Here is a 17,629-nt window from a genome sequence, read left to right on the forward strand (position 1 = left end):
CCTCGGCCTCGCGGACCCTGCAGCGCAGCCGGCCGTGGAACTCCCGGGCCAGGCCCGCCTTCCGCCACCTGCGAAAGTAGGCATACACGCGGTCCCACGGCGGGTAATCGGCAGGCAGGGAGCGCCACTTGATGCCGTTGTCGGTGACATAGAAGATCGCGTCCAGCATCTGGCGGTGGCAGTAGCCCTCGGGCTGCCCGCCCCGGCCCTCCAGCCACGCCGGGGTGGGCATCGCGTCGCGCACCACCACCCACTCGGCGTCCGTCATGTCCGACGGATACGTCCGCGCCCGGCGCGGGCGGTCGGCCGCGTTCCCGAACCGGTGAGCGAGGCAATCACACTCCCGGGCGCCGGAGTTGGACGGCACCACCGTGACCACGCAAGACTGAAACAACAGGGCCTCCTGGGGCACACAATTCGGCTTCGCAACCCTCGTGCTGCACCGGAGGCCCTGCTTTCATGCACCTACCCAGTCAAGATCACCCACTCATGAGCCATGTTCGATCAAAACCGACCTCGTGATCGATAGGGATACGGCTTCTAACGGCCGTCCCAGTAGGGCGAACCGAGCTGGATCGCGTCGTCGGCCGGTGCGGCGACCTGCTGCGCGGAGGCTCCGGCGTCCTCGGCCGCCCGCGCGGTCGTGTACGCGTGACCGGCCGCGTCGACTGCCTTGGCGGCCTCGGCTCCGTCGGCCCTGGACCTCGCGACCTACGACAACAGCCGTGACGGCCGATCCAGCCGAGGCCCATCTGTGCGGCGTTGGTGCACGGTGCGGGATGACGTGGGTTCGGCGGATACTGGTCAGGGCGCCGTGCTGTCGTGGCCGCTCGGCAATGCGCCATCCGTAGGCGTCCGCGCGGCGAGGTCGTGACTCCCTTGGCCGGTTGAGCGCAGGCCGCGCTCATGGTGGTGGAACCCGTAGTGGTGGAAGACGTGGGAACCGCCTGCGGGCGTGGATCACGGCATGCCACAGTCGCGGTATGCGCGGCGCGGACGGAGTGACGGACGAGGGGGTCCCGGCACAGTCGGGGACGGGCGCGGAGGGGTCCGTGACCGAGGTGGTGCGGTGGCGGTGGGGTGTCGCCCTGGGCGGGGTGCTCCCGGCGCGGTTCTTCGAGCCCGGCTGGGCCTACGAGGAACGGGTGGAGCGCCGTTGTCCCGTCTGCGAGGGGGAGTTGCACGCGCTGCGCAGGCCGTACGAGTCGCAGGGGCGGGTGTACCGGTATGCCGCGCTGGTCTGTCCTGGCTGCCCCACTGCGTTCAGTCTCGCTGACCTGGGGGTGAAGACGTACGACCAGCTCACGACCGCGTCTTCGGCGGCCGTGTCTGTGCCGCTGGGGCCCTGCCCGAGTGGTCCCGGGGTCAGCGTGACCGCGATCCGCGTCCCCGGGCAGTTCCCCGGGGCAATGTGCGGGGGACACCCGCCGGCGTGGCCGGACGACCTGGCCGTGCCGGAGCAGGCCGAGAAGCGGGCCCTGTTGTGGTGCAAGGTGACCGATCCGGACTGGCGCCCCACCGAGGAGGCGGTCGCGGCGGCGGAGGACGTGCGGGTGATCCTGCCCGAGGGTCCGGGATACGACCCGCTGCGGACCTGGCTCGCGGAGCGAGGCGTCCCGTACCGGGTCAGCCGCTATTGGGAAGAGGCCGAAGAGATCGGTACGGTCAATGAGCTGGGCGGCCGTACGGATCTGGTCGCGGTCGGTCCGGGTGGAGCTGTCCCGGCCGCGGGTCCCTGGGCGGTGGCGGCCAGGGATGCCTTCGCCGCGCAGTGGGACGGTGTGGAGGAGTTGCCGGAGGACGACGGCGATGCGTACGTGCCCGTTGGGGAGTTGGTGCCCGCCGAGTGGGCCGCACTACTGCCGCATCCGTCGTTCAACCCGGCCCAGGCGGCGGCCGTGCCGGTCCTGCGGGAGGGCGCCGGGCATCTGGTGGTGGTGGCGCCCACCGGCGCGGGCAAGACCCCGATCGGCATGGTCGCGGCGCTGGACGCGCACGCCCGGGGCGAGAAGGCCGCCTGGCTGGTGCCGCAGCGCTCGCTCACCGACGAACTCGACCGGGAGCTCCAGCTGTGGCGGCGCCGGGGTCTGCGCGTGGTACGGCTGACCGGGGAGGCCGCCGTGGACTCCGGGCTGATCCGGGCGGCCGATGTGTGGGTGGCGACGACGGAGAAGTTCGAGGCGATCTGCCGTGCGGGATCGTTGCGCGACGCGCTCGCCGAGGTGGGCTGTCTGGTCGTCGACGAGATCCATCTCCTCGGCGATCCGGTGCGTGGCGCCGTACTGGAGGCGCTGCTCGCGCGGGTACGGGAGGACAGTGCGGGCGCGCGGATCGTCGGGCTGTCGGCGACGGTCGCCAACGCGGACGAGGTGGCCGAGTGGCTGGGCGCCCGCCTGGTCCGCACCGCATGGCGGCCCACCCGGCTGACCTGGCAGCTGCCGGTCCTGCCGACGGCGGACGAGGCGGACTGGGCGGCGCGGGCCGCCGTCCGCACCGAGGCCGCGGTACGAATCGCCCGCGGGGTCGGTGCGGACGGCGGCAGCGTGCTGGTGTTCTGCGGCAGCAAGCGACGGGTGCGGGCGACCGCGCTGGCGCTGGCCGCCGACCGTGGTGCGGCGACCGCCGGCGTGGACGCGGACGACGCCGAACTCGTCGAGCGGCTGTGCACCAAGGCCGGGGTGCGGCTCCACTACCGGGACTGGCCCTACAAGCGGGAGGCCGAGCAGGCCTTCCGAGCCCGCGAGGCGGACATCCTGGTCGCCGCCTCCACCGTCGCCGCGGGCGTCAACCTCCCCGCCCGGGCCGTGATCGTCGCCGACACGACCATCGGCCTGGACCGCGTCGAGGTGTCCATGGTCCAGCAGATGTTCGGGCGGGCCGGCCGCATCGGCGCCGGGGAGCGCGAGGGCTGGGCGTTCCTGCTCGCCGACCCGGGGGATCGGGCGCACTGGCAGGCCCGGCTCGCCGCCGGATACACGGTCCGGTCACGGCTGGGCGACCACCTGCCCGACCACCTCCTCGCCGGGGCCGTCCAGGAACGGGTGTCCACGGTCGAGGAGGCGGAGCGGTGGTGGTCGGGGACGCTGGCCGCGCACCAGGGACACGCCGGTGTCGAACCCCTGCGTGAGGCGGCGGCGTTCCTCACGACGGCGGGCTGTCTGCGCGCCCCCGCCGGCGAGGACCGTTGGGAGACGAGCCCGCTGGGCAGACTGACCAGCCGCTTCATGGTGGACGCCGCCCTCGCCCACGAACTGGCCACCGCAGTGCGAGAGGCCCCGGTGCCTGAAGACCCCTTCACCGCCGAGCGGTCCCTGACGGCCCTGCTCAGCACCCGCCTCCCGGTGCTGGAACAGGCGCCGTTCACCGACCGGGCCCGTACGGCACTGCGCCGCGTACTGCGCGAGGCGGAGCAGGAGCAAGAGCAGCCGCAGGAGACCGACGAGCCTGCGCGGGACGAGCCGAAGCCGGTGGCCGGAGACCTCGCCCACGCGGTCCTCCACCTTGTCGCCGACCGCCCCGGCCTCTTCCGCGGTCGTCCTGGTTACGTGCTGGGCATCCCCGTCGACTCCATGACCGGCATCCTGGAGGAGGCCCAGCGCTACCTGGCCTGGCTCGGCGAGCAGGGCCTGATCGGGACGGTCCACCCGTGGGCGGCCGTCGTCGCCGGTGACCTGGCCCAGCGCATCCGGTGGCGCGCACTGGGGCCCGGCCGTGGGGCCGGACGGCTGTTGTGGATGTGCGAACGGATGGCCACCGCCCCGCTCGCGCCCGATCTCGTTCCCCGGATGTGGCGCGCGGCCCGCGCCCGCGGCGTCGACGCCCCCGACTGGAGTGGGACGACACCGCCGAACGACTGCGCCTTGCCCCCGGACCGTTACCGCGCGCTGCTCGCGGAGCGTGCCACAGGCGTCCACCTGGACCTGCGGGAGGACAGGTTGCGGGTGGCGGCCCCACCGGGCTCGGTGATCCGGCTGTGGAACGGCGCGACCACCACCCTGCACAGCGGCGACGGCGAGGCGGCCACCTTGCTCCTGCCGCCCGACGACCCGTCGGAAAACTCGCCCGGCAACAGCGGCGCGGCCGTCTTCACCAGGGGTGGTGACCGGCTGGGGACGGGGTGGCTCGGGGCATACGCGGCGATCCGCCGCTGAGCCGGCCGCAGGGCGGGTCCCTACGGGGGCCACCGCCCGGCAGGGAGCGTGAAACGGGCGCACGTTAGCACAAGTGGCATGGGCCGAGAAGCGGCTCACACACACCGAGCGGGGTGCGGCAGACTGGTGTGGATCGGCTGGTACACCTTCGGCCGGACGTGTACCAGCCGAAGCAGGGGAGAAGGGAAGCCCACAGTTCCGTGAGTGACGAGTTCGACGTCCCGGAGCCCGATGCCGCGGACCCCGTCGACGAGGGCGCGTTCGGTATCGACGCGTTCTCCCTCGACGACCGGCTGCGGCTGTTCCACTTCGCCGCCGCCGAGAAGCGTCACGAGTACCTGTGGCTGCTGCGGGCCTTCGACCGCGGACGTGCCAACTACCAGGTGCTGCTGCACGCCTCGGACGCGGTGGGACTGCTGGAGCGGCTCGTCGCCGACCATCCCGGCGCGGGCGCGGTGGGCGGGGCGGCCGGTGTGCAGCCGTTGCTCGACGCGCTCGCGGACTGGCAGGTGCTGGACCGGTCGTACGACGGGACGCGCGCCGCGAACCTCGCCGAGTACCGCAACCGGCACTACGTGTACCAGTTCACCCAGGCCGGGTACCGGGCGTACCGGGCGGTGGAGGACGTGCTCGGCGCGAGCCTGGAGGACGCCCAGCTCTCCCGCCTCGTCTTCCCCGACATCCTCGGTGACCTGCGCGCGCTGGCCGAGGCCAACACCGCGGGCGACGGCGAGGAGGTGTACCGCAAGCTCGGCCGTCTCGACTCCGTGCTGAACGAGATGGCGCAGCGCGCCGCCCGCTTCTACCTCATGCTGGGCGACCTGGCGCGCACCAACGACACCCGGCCCGAGGTGTTCCTCGCCCACAAGGACACGCTCCTCGCCCACATGCGGGAGTTCACCGCCGAACTCGGGCGCTACGCCCCGCTGCTCGCCGAGGCGGTCGAGAAGGCGGCGGCCACCGGTGTGGACCGCATGATCGAGTACGCGGCCGAGGCCGACGAGCGGCTCTTCCGCAGCCCCGCCGAGCGCCTGGCGGACTGGCGACACCGGTGGGACGGCATCGTCCACTGGTTCGCGGAGCGCGAGCACAGCGAGACCGAACGGCTGCAGGACGCCACCGTCACCGCGATCCGCTCCGTCCTCGCCCTGCTGCGCCGGGTCACCGAGGCGCGCCGGGGCGGGGTGAGCCGGGAGAGCCAACTGCGCCACCTCGCCCAGTGGTTCACCTCCTGCGAGAGCGACGAGGACGCGCACGCCCTGTTCCAGGCGGTGTTCGGGCTCGGCGCGCCCCGCCACATCGCCGTCCCGTACGCCGATCCCGAGCAGATCCCGGGGCGTACGTCCTGGTGGGAGGCCGAACCGGTCGAGCTGGCCCGCACCCTGGTCCAGTCCGGCCGCACCCCCGCTCTGCACGGCCCCGGCCGCATCGAGCGGAACGACGACCAGCGGGCCCGGCTCCGCGCCGAGCAAGTGAAGGAGCAGGCCGAGCGCCGCAGTGCCGCGAACGCCCTCGCATCGGACGGCGTCTACGGCCGGACGCTCGACGAGCTCGAAACGCGGGCCCTGCTCGCCCTGCTGGACGTGGCGCTCGCCGCCCGTGTCCCCGCCAGTCGCCTGGTCACCGCCGCCTCCGGCTCCGCCCACGGGGTACGGCTCACCCTCACCCCCGCCGAGGGCTCCACCACCGTCGACACCGTGCGCGGACGCCTCCATCTCGACGGGCTGCGCCTGGAGGTCACCCAGCGACAGGACAGGACCGCATGAGCCGCGTCGCCGAGAGCGTCTCCCCGCTCGAACTCGCCGACTACCAGAAGGCGGTACGCCTCGTCCTGCGGCACCCGCTGATCACGCCCGGGTACCCCGACAGGACGGCGCTGGCGACCGTACGCCGCTGGGCCGGGCAGCTGCGCACCGACCTGATGGAGGCGCTCGGCTACCGGCTCGTCACCACCGCCGACACCGCCCGGCTGCAGCGCACCCAGGACGGCCTGGACACTACCCGCCCGGCCCTCACCCGCGCGGGACGCCCCTTCGACCGCCGCCGTTACGCCTACCTCGTCCTCACCCTCGCGGCCCTGGGCCGCCATGGTGCGCAGGTGGCGCTGGGCGAGCTGGCCGACGCGGTCGCCGCCGACGCCGTACGCATCGGCGGACTCGGGCTCGACACCGCGCGCAAGCCCGACCGGGACGCCTTCGTCGACGCCGTCACCTGGCTCACCGAGCGCGGCGCGCTCACCCTCGCCGACGGCTCCGCCACCGCCTGGGCCGGCGATCCCGAGCGTGCCGAGGCCCTGTACGACATCGACCGGGAGATCCTCCTCGCCGTCCACCACCCGACCCGCGTCCTGCAGCACCTGACCTCGGTCACCGCGCTCCTGGACTCGGCCGGCGCGCTGGGCATGTCCGCGGGGCGTGCGGCCCAGCGCCGTGACCAGGCCCGCCGCACCCGCCGTCTGGTGCTGGAGAACCCGGTCGCGTACTACGCCGACGCCGACACCGAGCTCCTGGGCCAGCTGCGGGCGCCCGCCCTCGCCGAGGACCTGGAGCGGCTGACCGGGCTGACGGTGGAGCGGCGGGCCGAGGGCGTGGCGCTCATCGACACCTCAGGGCGGCTGTCCGACATCCGCTTCCCCGGCGGCGGTACCGTCGCACAGGCCGCGCTGCTGCTCGCCGCCCGGATCAGCGCCGCCGTCCAGCGTTCCGGACGGCATGCCCCCGAACTGCTGCCCGCGCCCACCGCCGCCGAACGCCTGACGGTCCGCGCCCGGCGTATCGACGCGGCCCTGCCGTCGCGTGGACTGGTCGCCGAACTCGCCGAGCCGGACGAGGAGTCGGCGTACGAGGTGTCTGTGTACGAGACGCCCGACGACGAGGGCCGGGAGCCGGCGGAGACCCGCTACCCCTTCGTCACGGACTCCTGGCTGCGGGGCAGGCTCAAGGAGATCACCACCGAGTACGGCGCGGGCTTCGCCGCCGATCTGCGGGGCGACCCGGACCGGTTGCTCGGCCAGGCGCTCGACCTGCTGGCCGCCATGTCGCTGATCGCCCGGGTCGACGGCGGGGCCCTCGCCCTGCCGCTGATCGCCCGCTATCGGGGGGTCACGGCCCGGGTGAAGACCCGTACGGTGGCCGGGCCGCCCTCTCAGACCGCCCTGTTCGCCGACGACACCGTCAACGACACCGCCGAGGACCCGACTCCGTGAGCACCCCCGCCCCAGCAGCGCGCTACGTCCCTACCCGCGCCGGGATCATCAACCTGTGGGACTACCGGGACGAGGAGTTCTCCTTCGCCGGCGGTTGGCTGGTGCTGCGCGGCCCCAACGGATCCGGCAAGACCAAGGCCCTCGAAGTCCTCTTCCCCTTCGTCCTCGACGGCCGTATCGACCCCAAGCGGCTCAACCCGTTCGCTGCCGAGGACCGCACGATGAAGTCCAACCTGCTCTTCCGAGGGCAGGACAGCGCGCTCGGCTACGTCTGGATCGAGTTCACCCACCGGGAGACGGGCGAGGCCGTCACCTGCGGCATCGGGCTGCACGCTCAGCGACACCGTGACACACCCGCCCGCTGGCACTTCGTGGCAGAGGGCCGCGTCGGCGAGGACTTCTCTCTCCTCACCCACGACGACCGGCCGATGACGAAGAAGCAACTCGCCGCCGAACTCGGACGCGAGCTGATCGCCTCCACGGCCGACTACCGCGCCGCCGTGGACCAGCGCCTGTTCGGTCTCGGCCCGGAGAGGTACGAGCAGCTGCTCACTCTGATCCTCACGCTGCGCCGCCCGCAGCTCGCCAAGAACCTCGACCCGGCCAAGCTCTCCGACACCCTCACCGCCGGTCTGCGCCCGCTCGACGACGACCTGATCGCCGAGGCGGCCCGTTCCTTCGACGACATGGAGTCCGTGCAGCGCACCCTGGAGGGGCTGGCCGCCGCCGACGACGCCACCCGCGCCTTCCTCGCGAGCTACTCCACCTACCTGCGGGTCCACGCCCGCGCCGCCGCGGACCGGCTCACCGCCCGCCGTACCGAGACCGCCGAGCGCGCCGCCGCGCTGCGCACCACCGCCGCCGACCTGGCGGCGGCCCACGACCAGCAGGCCGCCGCCGAGACACGCGCCGAATCGGCCGACGCCTCGCTCGCCGCCCAGCGCGCCCGCCTCGACCAGTTGCGCTCCTCCGCCGCCTACCAGGCCGTCGAGCAACTCGCCGACTTGGAACGCCTGGTGCGCACCTGTGAGCAGACCGCCCGGCAGGCGAGCGCCGAACGTGAACGCCGCAGCGCCGCCACCGGCCGCGCCCGCGCCGAGGCCGAGCACGCCGCGCGGCTCGCCGCCGAACTCGACGCCGCAGTCTCCCGGGACGCCGCCACGGTCGCCGACCACGCCCACACCGCCGGCCTGCCCTGGACTCCGGCCGACGCCGAACCAGCCCGCCTCGCAGACCGCTCCGCCGCGCTGGCCGCGGCCCGCCACGAGGGCGTCCGGGCCGTGCGCGGCGCCGAGCAGGCGGCACGCGGCGCCGAGCAGACCCGTGACCTCGCCCGGGTATCGCTCGACCGTGCCGAGGAGGCCGTCAGCGCGGCCGAAACCGCCGAGACGGCCGCCGAGTCGGCTCTCGAATCCGCCCGCGAACAGGCCCGTGAGGCACTGGGACAGTGGGCGGAGGCGCATGGTGAGCTGCTGACCGAGGAGGGGGTCGGCCGACTCGCCGAAGCCCTCGAACTCACCGGCGAGGCGGAGAGCTCGGGTGTGCCCGTCACGCTCGCGGACGCCTTCACCGAGGCCACCGCCTCCGCCGTACAGGAACTGCGTGACTCCCTCGCCGCCCTGCGCGCCCAGCGCGCCGATGTCGAGCGCCGCCGCTCCGAGACGGAGGCCGAACGCGACCGGATCGCCGCCGAACACGACGACGCCCCGCCCCAGGCCCGTGGCCGCACTGCCGAGAGGGCGCCCGGCGAGGGGGGTGTTCCGCTGTGGCGGCTCGTCGACTTCGACGATTACCTGACAGACCGTCAGCGGGCGGACCTGGAAGCCGCCTTGGAGGCATCGGGCCTGCTCGACGCCCTCCTCACCGCCGAGGACGCCCCCGTGGCGGCCGGGCGCAGCGAGGGTTACTTGCGAGCCGGTTCTCCGGTGAGCGGACCGAGCCTCGCCGACCTCCTGCGCCCCGAGGTCCCCGAGGCCGGCGATGCGATCCCGACCGCCGCCCGGATCACCGCCGTACTGCGATCCGTTGCCGTCACCGGCGACCTCGACACCGGCATCCCGCAGATCAGCCCCGACGGCCGGTACGCCGCAGGTGTCCTGGTCGGTGCCCACAGCAAGGAGCACGCCGAGTACGTCGGCGCGACCGCCCGTGCCCGGCGGCGCGCCGCCCGGATCGCCGCCTGCGAGACGCGCCTGGCCGAACTCTCCGCCCAGCTCGACGAGTTGGCGCGTGCGCATGCCCGTACGGACGCCACCCTCGACGGGTACGCCGCGGCCCGCGCCGCCCTGCCCCGCACCACCGGCATCACCGAGGCGCTGCGCGAACTGGACAGGGCCGCGGCGAGGCTGCGCACCACCCGCGACGCCGCCGACGCCGCCCAGGGCACGTATGACGAGTCGGTGGCCGCCTGCTCGGTCGCCGAGCGCGCCCTGCGCCGCACCGCCGCCGAGCACGCCATCGAGACCGACCGCGTCGACGCCGTCGAGACCGCCACCCGCGCCTTCGAGACGGCGGTCCGCGAACTGGCCGCCCGCCGCCGCGAACACGCCCGCCAGAGCGAGGCGGCCGAGGCAGCCACCGACCGACTCACCGTCGCCGCCGAGGACGAGGAGGCGGCGGCGGACACCGAGCGCGCGGCACGCCGCCGGTACACCGAGGAGGCCGCAGGACTTGAGGCCCTCCAGGAGGCCGTCGGGGCCGAGGCGCAGGAGGTGATGCGCCAGGTGCAGGAGACCGAGGACGGCATCGACGCCCTGGTGGGGGAAGCCGAGGCGGCCCGCACCGCTCAGCACAGCGCGATCGCGGGTACCGCCGCGGCCGAGGCCCGCCGTACGGCCGCGGCCGAGGCCCGGGCGGTCGCAGCGGCGGAGGAGAAGGACACCGCCCGCTCCCTGCGCCCGTATGCCGTCAGGGAACTCCTCGACATCCTGCGCTGCCCGCCCGACCTCGCCTGGCCCGCCCAGGAGGCCGACTGGGCCAGCGAGACACTCCCGCCGGCCGTGGCCGCCGTACACGAGGCGATCCTCGCCGCGACCCGCGACCTCACCCCCACCGAATCCAGCCTCAAGCAGTCCGTCACCCGTCTCACCAAGGCCCTGGACGACCTGCAGGCGCAGCTGGCCGCCGCCGGGCAGGACTACCGGCCCGAGTGGGACGGTTCCGACGGGGTCATCCTCGTCCGTGTGGCCGACGAGGAGGGCCCGCTGCCGGTGTCGGCCTTCGCGCAGAAGATCTCCGCCCACCGCCGTGACCAGGCCGAACTGCTCTCCGAGTCCGAGCAGCGCATCCTGGAGGACGCCCTGCTGACCCGGCTCGCCCAGCAGATCCACGACCGCACCATCGACGCCCGCGACCTGATCCGGCGGATGAACACGGACATGCGTCGGCGCACCATGTCCTCGGGGACGACGGTCGGGGTGAGCTGGCTGCTCGCCGACCACCTCGACGACGAACAGCGCGGCGTCTGCGCCCTCCTCGACGCCGACGCCGTCCGCCTCGGCCCGGACGGTCTCGCCCGGGTGCGCACGCACTTCGCCGCGCAGATCAAGAACGCCCGCGCCCGCCACCGTGACCAGCCCTACCGCGAACTGCTCGCCGAGGTTCTCGACTACCGGCGCTGGCGGCACTTCGCGTTCCAGCTGGTACGCCCCGACAAGACGGAGGAGAGGCTCACCCGAGCCCGGCACAGCCGCCTGTCGGGCGGTGAGCAGTCGGTGTCGCTCCATCTGCCGCTGTTCGCCGCCGCGCACGCCATGCTCAACTCCGCCCACCCGCACGCCCCGCGCCTGCTCGCCCTCGACGAGGCCTTCGCGGGCGTGGACGACACCGGGCGCGGTGAACTCATGTCGCTGGCCGCGCAGTTCGACCTCGACCTGTTCATGACCGGCTACGATCTGTGGGCCGCCCACGCCTCCGTGTCCGCCGCCGCGCACTACGACCTCGCGCACACCGCCGTCGACCACACCGTCTCCGCGTTGCTGCTCGTCTGGGACGGCGACCGGCTCCTCGCCGACGACACCGGCGACCTCACTGTGGCCCTCGGCTCGCCCGGCACCCGGCGGGTCCCGGTGCCCGAGGGGGCCGCGGTTGTCCACTGAGCGTGAGCCGTCGGCGTACGACGAGCTGCGGGGCGAGGGATGGACCCGGCTGCTCGCCGCCGCCCACCGCAGACTGGAGCGCACCGGCGGCGCGCTCGACGGCGACATCGGGCTCACGGGGCCCAGCGAGGCCGAGCGCCGCACCGTCATCGGCATCACCGGCCGCTACCGGCCCGAGACCGCCAGACGTCTCGCCGTACCCATACGCGAACTGGACGGGTACCTGTACGACCGCTACGGCACCGGTCTCCTCCAGACTCTCGGCCGTCTCCACGGCTCGCTGCGAGACCGGCCCGCCGAACGGGCCGACGAGGAATCGCGCCGCGACCAGGCCCTGAAATCCGTCCGCTCCAGCAGGCTCGCCGGGCAGGGATGGTTCGCCGCCTGGCTGGAGCGGATCGCCGCCGACGGCACCCTCACCCGTCTTGTACGCCGGGGGGACGCGCCGCTCCTCGACGCGGCGGCACGTGTCCTGGAACGGCTCTGCGGCGACGGGGACCGCTGCACGGGCTCGCCGGAACGGTCTTCCGCAGTCCTGCCGCTTCCGGTCCTCGCCGAATGGGCCACCGGCGACACCAAGGCCCTGGTTCCCGGCACCCCGCTCGAACAGCTCGTCCTGCGCGCCCTTGCCCAGCGCGTTGGCGACGGCCGCGCCGTACCGCGCGACCGGGCCGGGCGGCGCGCCCTGTGGGAGAGCGCCGGAGCCATCGCGGACGACCTCGCCAGCCAGGTACTCGTCCTCAACATCGGTGCCAGGGGCGACACCGTCGTCTGCGACTGGCTGCGCGACGCCGCCGGCTTCGGCATACCCTTCCGACTCACCCTCCACCAGCTCGCCACCGACCCCGTCGTCCCCGCAGCCCGCACCATCTTCGTCTGCGAGAACCCGGCCGTCCTGCGCGCCGCGGCCGGCGAACTGCAGGACACCGGCGCCGCCCTGGTCTGCACCGAGGGCGTCCCGTCCGCCGCCTGTCACAAACTGCTCGGCGATGCCGTACGCGCGGGAGCCCGGCTGCACTGGCGCGCAGACTTCGACTGGGTCGGCCTGCGCATCACCGCGGACGCCGTGGCCCGCCACGGCGCCCACCCCTGGCGGATGACGGCCGCCGACTACACGGCCGCACTCGGTGAGGGCGAGTCCACACCGCTCGCGGGACCGCCCACGACCAGCCCCTGGGACCCCGGACTGGCCCTCGCGATGGAGGCGTCGGGCAGCACGGTCATGGAGGAACGCCTCCTGCCCGCACTCCTGTCAGACCTGGCCCGGCCGGCGTCTTCTCAGTGAGCGCCGGTTTCCGGCTCCGGACGGGGGAGCTCGTCGAGGTCGAGGGCGAAGGTGCGGCCGTCGGCGAGGGGGATGGGGAGCTTGCCGGTGCCGTATGCGTGGGTGTGTGCCGCGATGTAGCCGGACCCGGTGGGCTGGGTGTGCAGGACGACTTCCTGGGCGTAGGGGTCCACGATCAGGTAGATCGGGATGCCATGGCGCCCGTACTTGGCGGTGCAGTCGTCGTAGTCCTTGCGTGCGGAGGAGGTCGAGACGACCTCGGCGATCAGCAGGACGTCCTCGAAGCTGTAGCGCTTGCCCTCCTTGCGTGCGTCCTCGCGCAGGATGGCCAGGTCGGGGGCCGAGTTCTCGTCGGCGGGGAAGTCGATGTAGACGTCGGAGGTGACCTTCGCGTGACGGCCGAGAGCGAGAGAGTCGATCTGCATCGACCTGATGGTGCTGGAGTGCTCTTCGCTCTGCGGGGTCATGATCACCTTTCCGTCGGCCCCGAACAGGACCGTGTACCCCTTGGGGAACTCGGTGTGCATGATCGAGTCCACGCTCATGGAGAGCTCCTTCCCGTGTGCCGTCATGATACGGCGGACAGAGCCGTCCCACGGGTGCACTTCCGTGGCGTGCGACGCACCACAGGGGGGAACCGTCCGCATGAGCGGACGCTGCGACGCGGGGCGTGCGCTGGGCCCGTAAGTGTTCGGACCCAGCAGGTGGCGCTGGGTGACGTCCAGGGGCGGCGGGCACCTCCCGGGGTGGCCACGGGGTGGCCGGACGCCTTTCGACGGTGCAGTACGAGATACCGGCGTCCAGTACGACGCATGTGGTCTGATCAGGAACAACGGCATCTGGCGGCATCAGTCGTCACCAGGGCCGGCCGGGCTGGATGAGCACCAGGTCCGCCGCTACCCCGCCTGGGTCCGCCGGGTCACCCTTGCGATGCCGGCCCACACCTTCCTCGCCGTCGTCCGCGCCGACGAACACGCACACCGACCCACGCCGGACGACCTGATCCCGTTGTCCTGCAACGAGATCTGCCGCCTGTTCACCGCGCTCGTCGTCCGACCCGCCCGCGACGCGGCCCACCAACCTGCTTGTTCCGAAGGTGGGGGGGCTTTGTCCGAGTCCGACAACTCGACGATCCGAGACCCGTTGCTTCGGGAGTGCCCGATCCGGTGGCCGCTCGGTGGCCGGACGCCTCTGGACGGGGCAGCATGAGGTAGCAGGGGGCAACCTGCCGCAAGCGCTCTGATCAGGCACGACATTACTCGGCGGCATCACACGGTATCCGGCAACATGATCGCTCATGGTCTCGTAATGCGTAGGTCTCGGGTTCGAATCCCGAAGGCGGCTCCATCAAACCCCAGGTCAGATAGTCGCTGACCTGGGGTTTTCTTTTGCTCGGGGCGTAGCGGGGCGCGCGGCCGGGGAGCCGTGGGATGGCTTGCGTGAGCGATGCGTGAGCGGAGCGCGGCCGGACCTACTTCTCGGGCCTCCGGCGCTTGGTTTACTTCTTGGCCTTGGCCTGGGCGTTCGCCTTGTTCTTCGGCTTGTCGCTGCCCTTGCCGTTCTTCTTGGCCCTGGCCTTCTTGGCGGCCTTCGCGGCCTTGCGGGCCGCCTTCTCTGCCTCGGCCTTGCGCTGAAGCGGGACCAACTTGGCGGTGGCCTCGGCGGCGCTCTTGCCGACCTGGGGCAGGACGCTCTGGTAGATGTCCCGCGTGATCCGGGTGTCGCTGTGCCCGAGCGTGTCCGAAACGATCTTGATGTCGATGTCGGCGGCCAGCATCAGGGTGGCCGCGCCGTGCCGCAGATCGTGCAGCCGGATCGGTGGGAGGCCGGACGCTGCGACGAGGCGCTCGAAAAGGTCCGTCACCTTGCCCGGGTGGACGCGAACACCTACGCGTCCACACCATCCGCTTCCGCCCCATACTCACCCAAGCCGCATGACCAACAGCCCGGGAACAAGGACCGCCCGCGGCGTTAGGGTCTTCGTGACAGGCCATGCGGCACGCTGCACCCCTGGGGACGAAACAGTATGGGACACGGAGCGCGGAAGCAGTTGGCGGAGCTGCTCGTCGACGCACAGCGGCGCGGGGACTTCAGCACCCGTATCGAGATGTCGGCCCGCGCGCTGCGCATCGAGGTCGACGGGGTGGGGGAACTGCCGCTGCCGCTGCGTGCCCCGGTCACCAAGAAACTGATCGCGCAGGCCCGGCAGGCATCCTTCGGCCGGGGCGAGCAGACCCTGTCCGACACCAGCGTCCGCGACACCTGGGAGATCACCCCGGACCGCATCACGCTCGGCGGCGCCGACTGGGACCGCACTCTGAACGGCGTTCTCGACGGTGTCCGCACCGCGCTCGGCCTGCCGCCCACCACCGTCCTACGGGCCGAGCCGCACGCACTGCTCGTCTACGGCAAGGGCCAGTTCTTCCTGCCGCACCAGGACTCCGAGAAGGACGACTCCATGGTGGGCACCCTGGTTGTCTCGTTGCCCTCGCACCACACCGGCGGCGAACTCGTCGTCTCGCACGCCGGCCGCAGCGTTGTCCACCAGGCGTCCCGGGAGAAGCTGACCTTCGCCGCCTTCTACGCGGACTGTCTGCACGAGGTCAGGCCCGTCAAGTCCGGATACCGCGTCACCCTCACGATGAACCTCCTCGCCGAACGCATCCGTCCGGCTGGCCAGGACGACGGGGGCCCGGTTGCCGACCTGGCCCACTGCCTGACCGAACACTTCACCGAGCCGGCCGAAGAGCGCTACGCCTACGGTCGTCAGAAGGCCGTCCCCCCGAACCGCCTCGTGTACCTCCTCGACCACGAGTACACCCAGCGCGGCCTGGGCTGGGACCGCCTCAAGGGAGCCGACGTCACCCGCACCGCCCTGCTCCGCCAGGCCGCCGCAGAGGCGGACTGTGAAGCAGTCCTCGCGTTGGCCGAGGTGAAGGAGACCTGGGACGCGCATGCGCCGTACGACCGCTACGACTACTACGGCGAGGTCGAGCACTACGAGGACTGCGAGGACGAGGAGTGCGAAGGTGAATGCCTCCTGGACCTCGACGGGGAACCCGGTGCCGAGCGCCGCCGCAGCGGCGACTTCTCCGACTACGAACTGAACGAGCTGATCGACGACGAGATCACGCTGAGCTGGTGGACCCGCCCGGACGGCACCGGCGGCGAGCAGATCAACCTCTCCGTCGCGTACGCCGAAGTGTGCGCCACCACCGAGAACAAAGACCTGACGCCCTACCAGTCCGAGTACGAGGGCTACATGGGCAACTATGGCAACACCCTCGACCGCTGGTACCGGCGGGCTGCCGTGGTCCTGTGGCCCCGACAGCGGTCGTTCACGGCTCGCGCCGAGGCCGGCTCCGAGGGCGCACTGCGGGAACTTCAGGGCCACCTGGATGCCGGGGACCTCGACCGGGCGCGCACGCTCGCCCAGTCGCTCGCCCCGTTCTGGAAGCACCACGGTTCGGGCGAGGCGGCCGCGGCGCTCTTTGCCGCCGCCCTGCCCGTCGCGGAGGGACTGCGGGAAGCGGACACCGCCACGATGCTCCTCGCGCCTTTCGGGGTGGAGACCCTGGGCGAGCGGCACGCCCCGGGTCTCGCGGCAGCGGCCGCGCGGTACGGACGGACGTGGGCCCGCGGGGCCGTCAGCAGCTGGTTCGGCACGGTTGGCGCGTACACCGGGGCCGACCGCGCGGCCTGGCTCGAATCGCTGCCCGGCCTGTGCACCGCGCTACGGGCAGCCGACGGCGATGGGGACGCGATGGCCTCGCCGCTGGCCGAGGGCGCCTGGCAAGCAGTCGAGCAGCAGCTCACCAGCTGGCTCGGCATCGGCCGCGAGACGGAGCGCCGCACAGGAATGGAGAGGCTTGGCGCATCACTGGCCCGCGTCCTGCAGGCGGCAGGACCCGAGACCGCCGACACCATCGCCGCCACGCTGCGCGGCCTGCCGGACACCGCCATGGAATGCCTGCTCCCCGCCCTGCGCACCGCGGCCCGCCACCAGACGACCATACGCGGCGGCGTACCCGCCGCCCGCGCTTTCCAGACCCTAGCCGACCACTGCGAGGACCGGCTCGCCGCAGCCCTCACCCGCCCCGTACGCGCGGCCGACGACTGGTCCCTCACCCCGGCCGGGACATGCCGGACTGGCTGCGGACTGTGCCCCGACTTGGACGCCTTCCTCACCTCTCGTACCCGCCACGTCATGGAGTGGCCGCTGGCGAAGGACGGCCGCCGCCACCTCCACAGCCGCATCGACCAGGCCGGCCTGCCCGTCTCCCACACCACCCGGCGCCAGGGACGCCCCTACGTCCTGGTCCTGACCAAGACGAAAGCCGTCTTCACCCGCGAACAGGCGACCCGCACCCGCGCCGAGACCGACCTGGCGTGGCTGCGGGACAAATGGCCCCAGTCGCGCGGCTGAGGATGGCTGTTGATATCAGACGTGATGTCAGGGGGGCTTTCGTCTTGGACGGTTCATGGCCGAGAGCGTGCACGCCAAGACGCGTCCTGGTCACGGGGTTCTCGCCGCGGGGACGGCGGGCGCCTGCGTGACCAGGGCGGGGCTCACCCTCGGCGGAGGAACCTGCTCTGGCCTCGGTGCTTGACTGTCCTCCTGCCGGAGGTCGGCTGTCCCACCGCGGTGGCTTCGCTCGGCTGGGCGGAGGAGCCAGGGCGGTCCTTGCTGAGGAGGTACTGCCAGACCCGTTCCTGCAGCTCGTGGATGCAGGGGCCGCACGCGTACATCGGTGCCTGGGCGCCGGCGACTCTGGCGGGGCCGATCCACAGGACACGCGTCCACTGCCGTCCGCAGTAGAGCCAGCAGAATCCGTCGATCCACCCGTTGCCGTCGTCGGTGGCCGCCGACACCGCCCCGGGTTCGGTAGAG

At 72.7% G+C, this 17,629-nt stretch carries 9 protein-coding genes and 2 pseudogenes; 7 read left to right on the forward strand and 4 right to left on the reverse strand.

Annotated elements, in window-relative coordinates:
• The coding region (locus ACGF8A_RS27455; protein ID WP_393112679.1) for a transposase at window positions 1-268 on the reverse strand (268 nt) is incomplete at its 3' end.
• Between the two features lie 715 nt (window positions 269-983).
• Between ACGF8A_RS27455 and ACGF8A_RS27460 the strand changes: the two genes are divergently transcribed.
• The 5 genes from ACGF8A_RS27460 to ACGF8A_RS27480 all read left to right on the forward strand — a co-directional run bounded on the left by ACGF8A_RS27460 (window position 984) and on the right by ACGF8A_RS27480 (window position 12,738).
• Window positions 984-4,151, forward strand: coding sequence for a DEAD/DEAH box helicase (locus tag ACGF8A_RS27460; protein WP_393112681.1), 3,168 nt, complete (start codon window positions 984-986; stop codon window positions 4,149-4,151).
• Window positions 4,152-4,351: 200 nt separating this feature from the next.
• The gene (locus tag ACGF8A_RS27465; protein WP_393112683.1) at window positions 4,352-5,917 is read left to right on the forward strand and encodes a TIGR02677 family protein; all 1,566 of its coding nucleotides are present in this window, start codon (window positions 4,352-4,354) and stop codon (window positions 5,915-5,917) included.
• Window positions 5,914-7,356 carry a TIGR02678 family protein gene (locus tag ACGF8A_RS27470; protein WP_393112685.1) on the forward strand — a complete coding sequence of 481 codons (1,443 nt, stop codon included), beginning with the start codon at window positions 5,914-5,916 and terminating at the stop codon, window positions 7,354-7,356. Before ACGF8A_RS27465 ends, ACGF8A_RS27470 begins: the two co-directional genes overlap by 4 nt.
• Window positions 7,353-11,453: a TIGR02680 family protein gene (locus ACGF8A_RS27475; protein WP_393112687.1), complete on the forward strand. Its 4,101-nt coding sequence runs from the start codon at window positions 7,353-7,355 to the stop codon at window positions 11,451-11,453. The genes ACGF8A_RS27470 and ACGF8A_RS27475 overlap by 4 nt, the downstream gene beginning before the upstream one ends.
• Complete coding sequence (locus ACGF8A_RS27480) at window positions 11,443-12,738, forward strand: TIGR02679 family protein (RefSeq protein WP_393112689.1); 1,296 nt, start codon at window positions 11,443-11,445, stop codon at window positions 12,736-12,738. The genes ACGF8A_RS27475 and ACGF8A_RS27480 overlap by 11 nt, the downstream gene beginning before the upstream one ends.
• Here ACGF8A_RS27480 and ACGF8A_RS27485 read toward each other — a convergent pair.
• On the reverse strand, window positions 12,732-13,283 hold the full coding sequence (locus tag ACGF8A_RS27485) for a Uma2 family endonuclease (protein WP_393112691.1): 552 nt from the start codon (window positions 13,281-13,283) through the stop codon (window positions 12,732-12,734). The two genes, ACGF8A_RS27480 and ACGF8A_RS27485, sit on opposite strands and share 7 nt — an antisense overlap.
• A 304-nt stretch (window positions 13,284-13,587) precedes the next feature.
• On the opposite strand from ACGF8A_RS27485, the pseudogene ACGF8A_RS27490 reads away from it, so the two are divergent.
• Window positions 13,588-13,947: pseudogene (locus ACGF8A_RS27490) on the forward strand (hypothetical protein); the annotation flags it as partial.
• Window positions 13,948-14,236: 289 nt separating this feature from the next.
• Here ACGF8A_RS27490 and ACGF8A_RS27495 read toward each other — a convergent pair.
• Window positions 14,237-14,626: pseudogene (locus tag ACGF8A_RS27495) on the reverse strand (tyrosine-type recombinase/integrase); the annotation flags it as partial.
• Window positions 14,627-14,764: 138 nt separating this feature from the next.
• On the opposite strand from ACGF8A_RS27495, the gene ACGF8A_RS27500 reads away from it, so the two are divergent.
• A complete protein-coding gene (locus ACGF8A_RS27500) occupies window positions 14,765-17,164 on the forward strand; it encodes a 2OG-Fe(II) oxygenase (protein ID WP_393112693.1) in 2,400 nt (799 codons plus the stop codon).
• A gap of 143 nt (window positions 17,165-17,307) precedes the next feature.
• Here the strand turns inward: ACGF8A_RS27500 and ACGF8A_RS27505 are convergent, their stop codons facing one another.
• Window positions 17,308-17,610, reverse strand: a complete 303-nt coding sequence (locus ACGF8A_RS27505) for a hypothetical protein (protein WP_393112695.1) — start codon at window positions 17,608-17,610, stop codon at window positions 17,308-17,310.
• Between the last annotated feature and the right edge of the window lie 19 nt (window positions 17,611-17,629).

Source organism: Streptomyces sp. NPDC047706, from assembly GCF_043204795.1.
Lineage (GTDB): Bacteria > Actinomycetota > Actinomycetes > Streptomycetales > Streptomycetaceae > Streptomyces.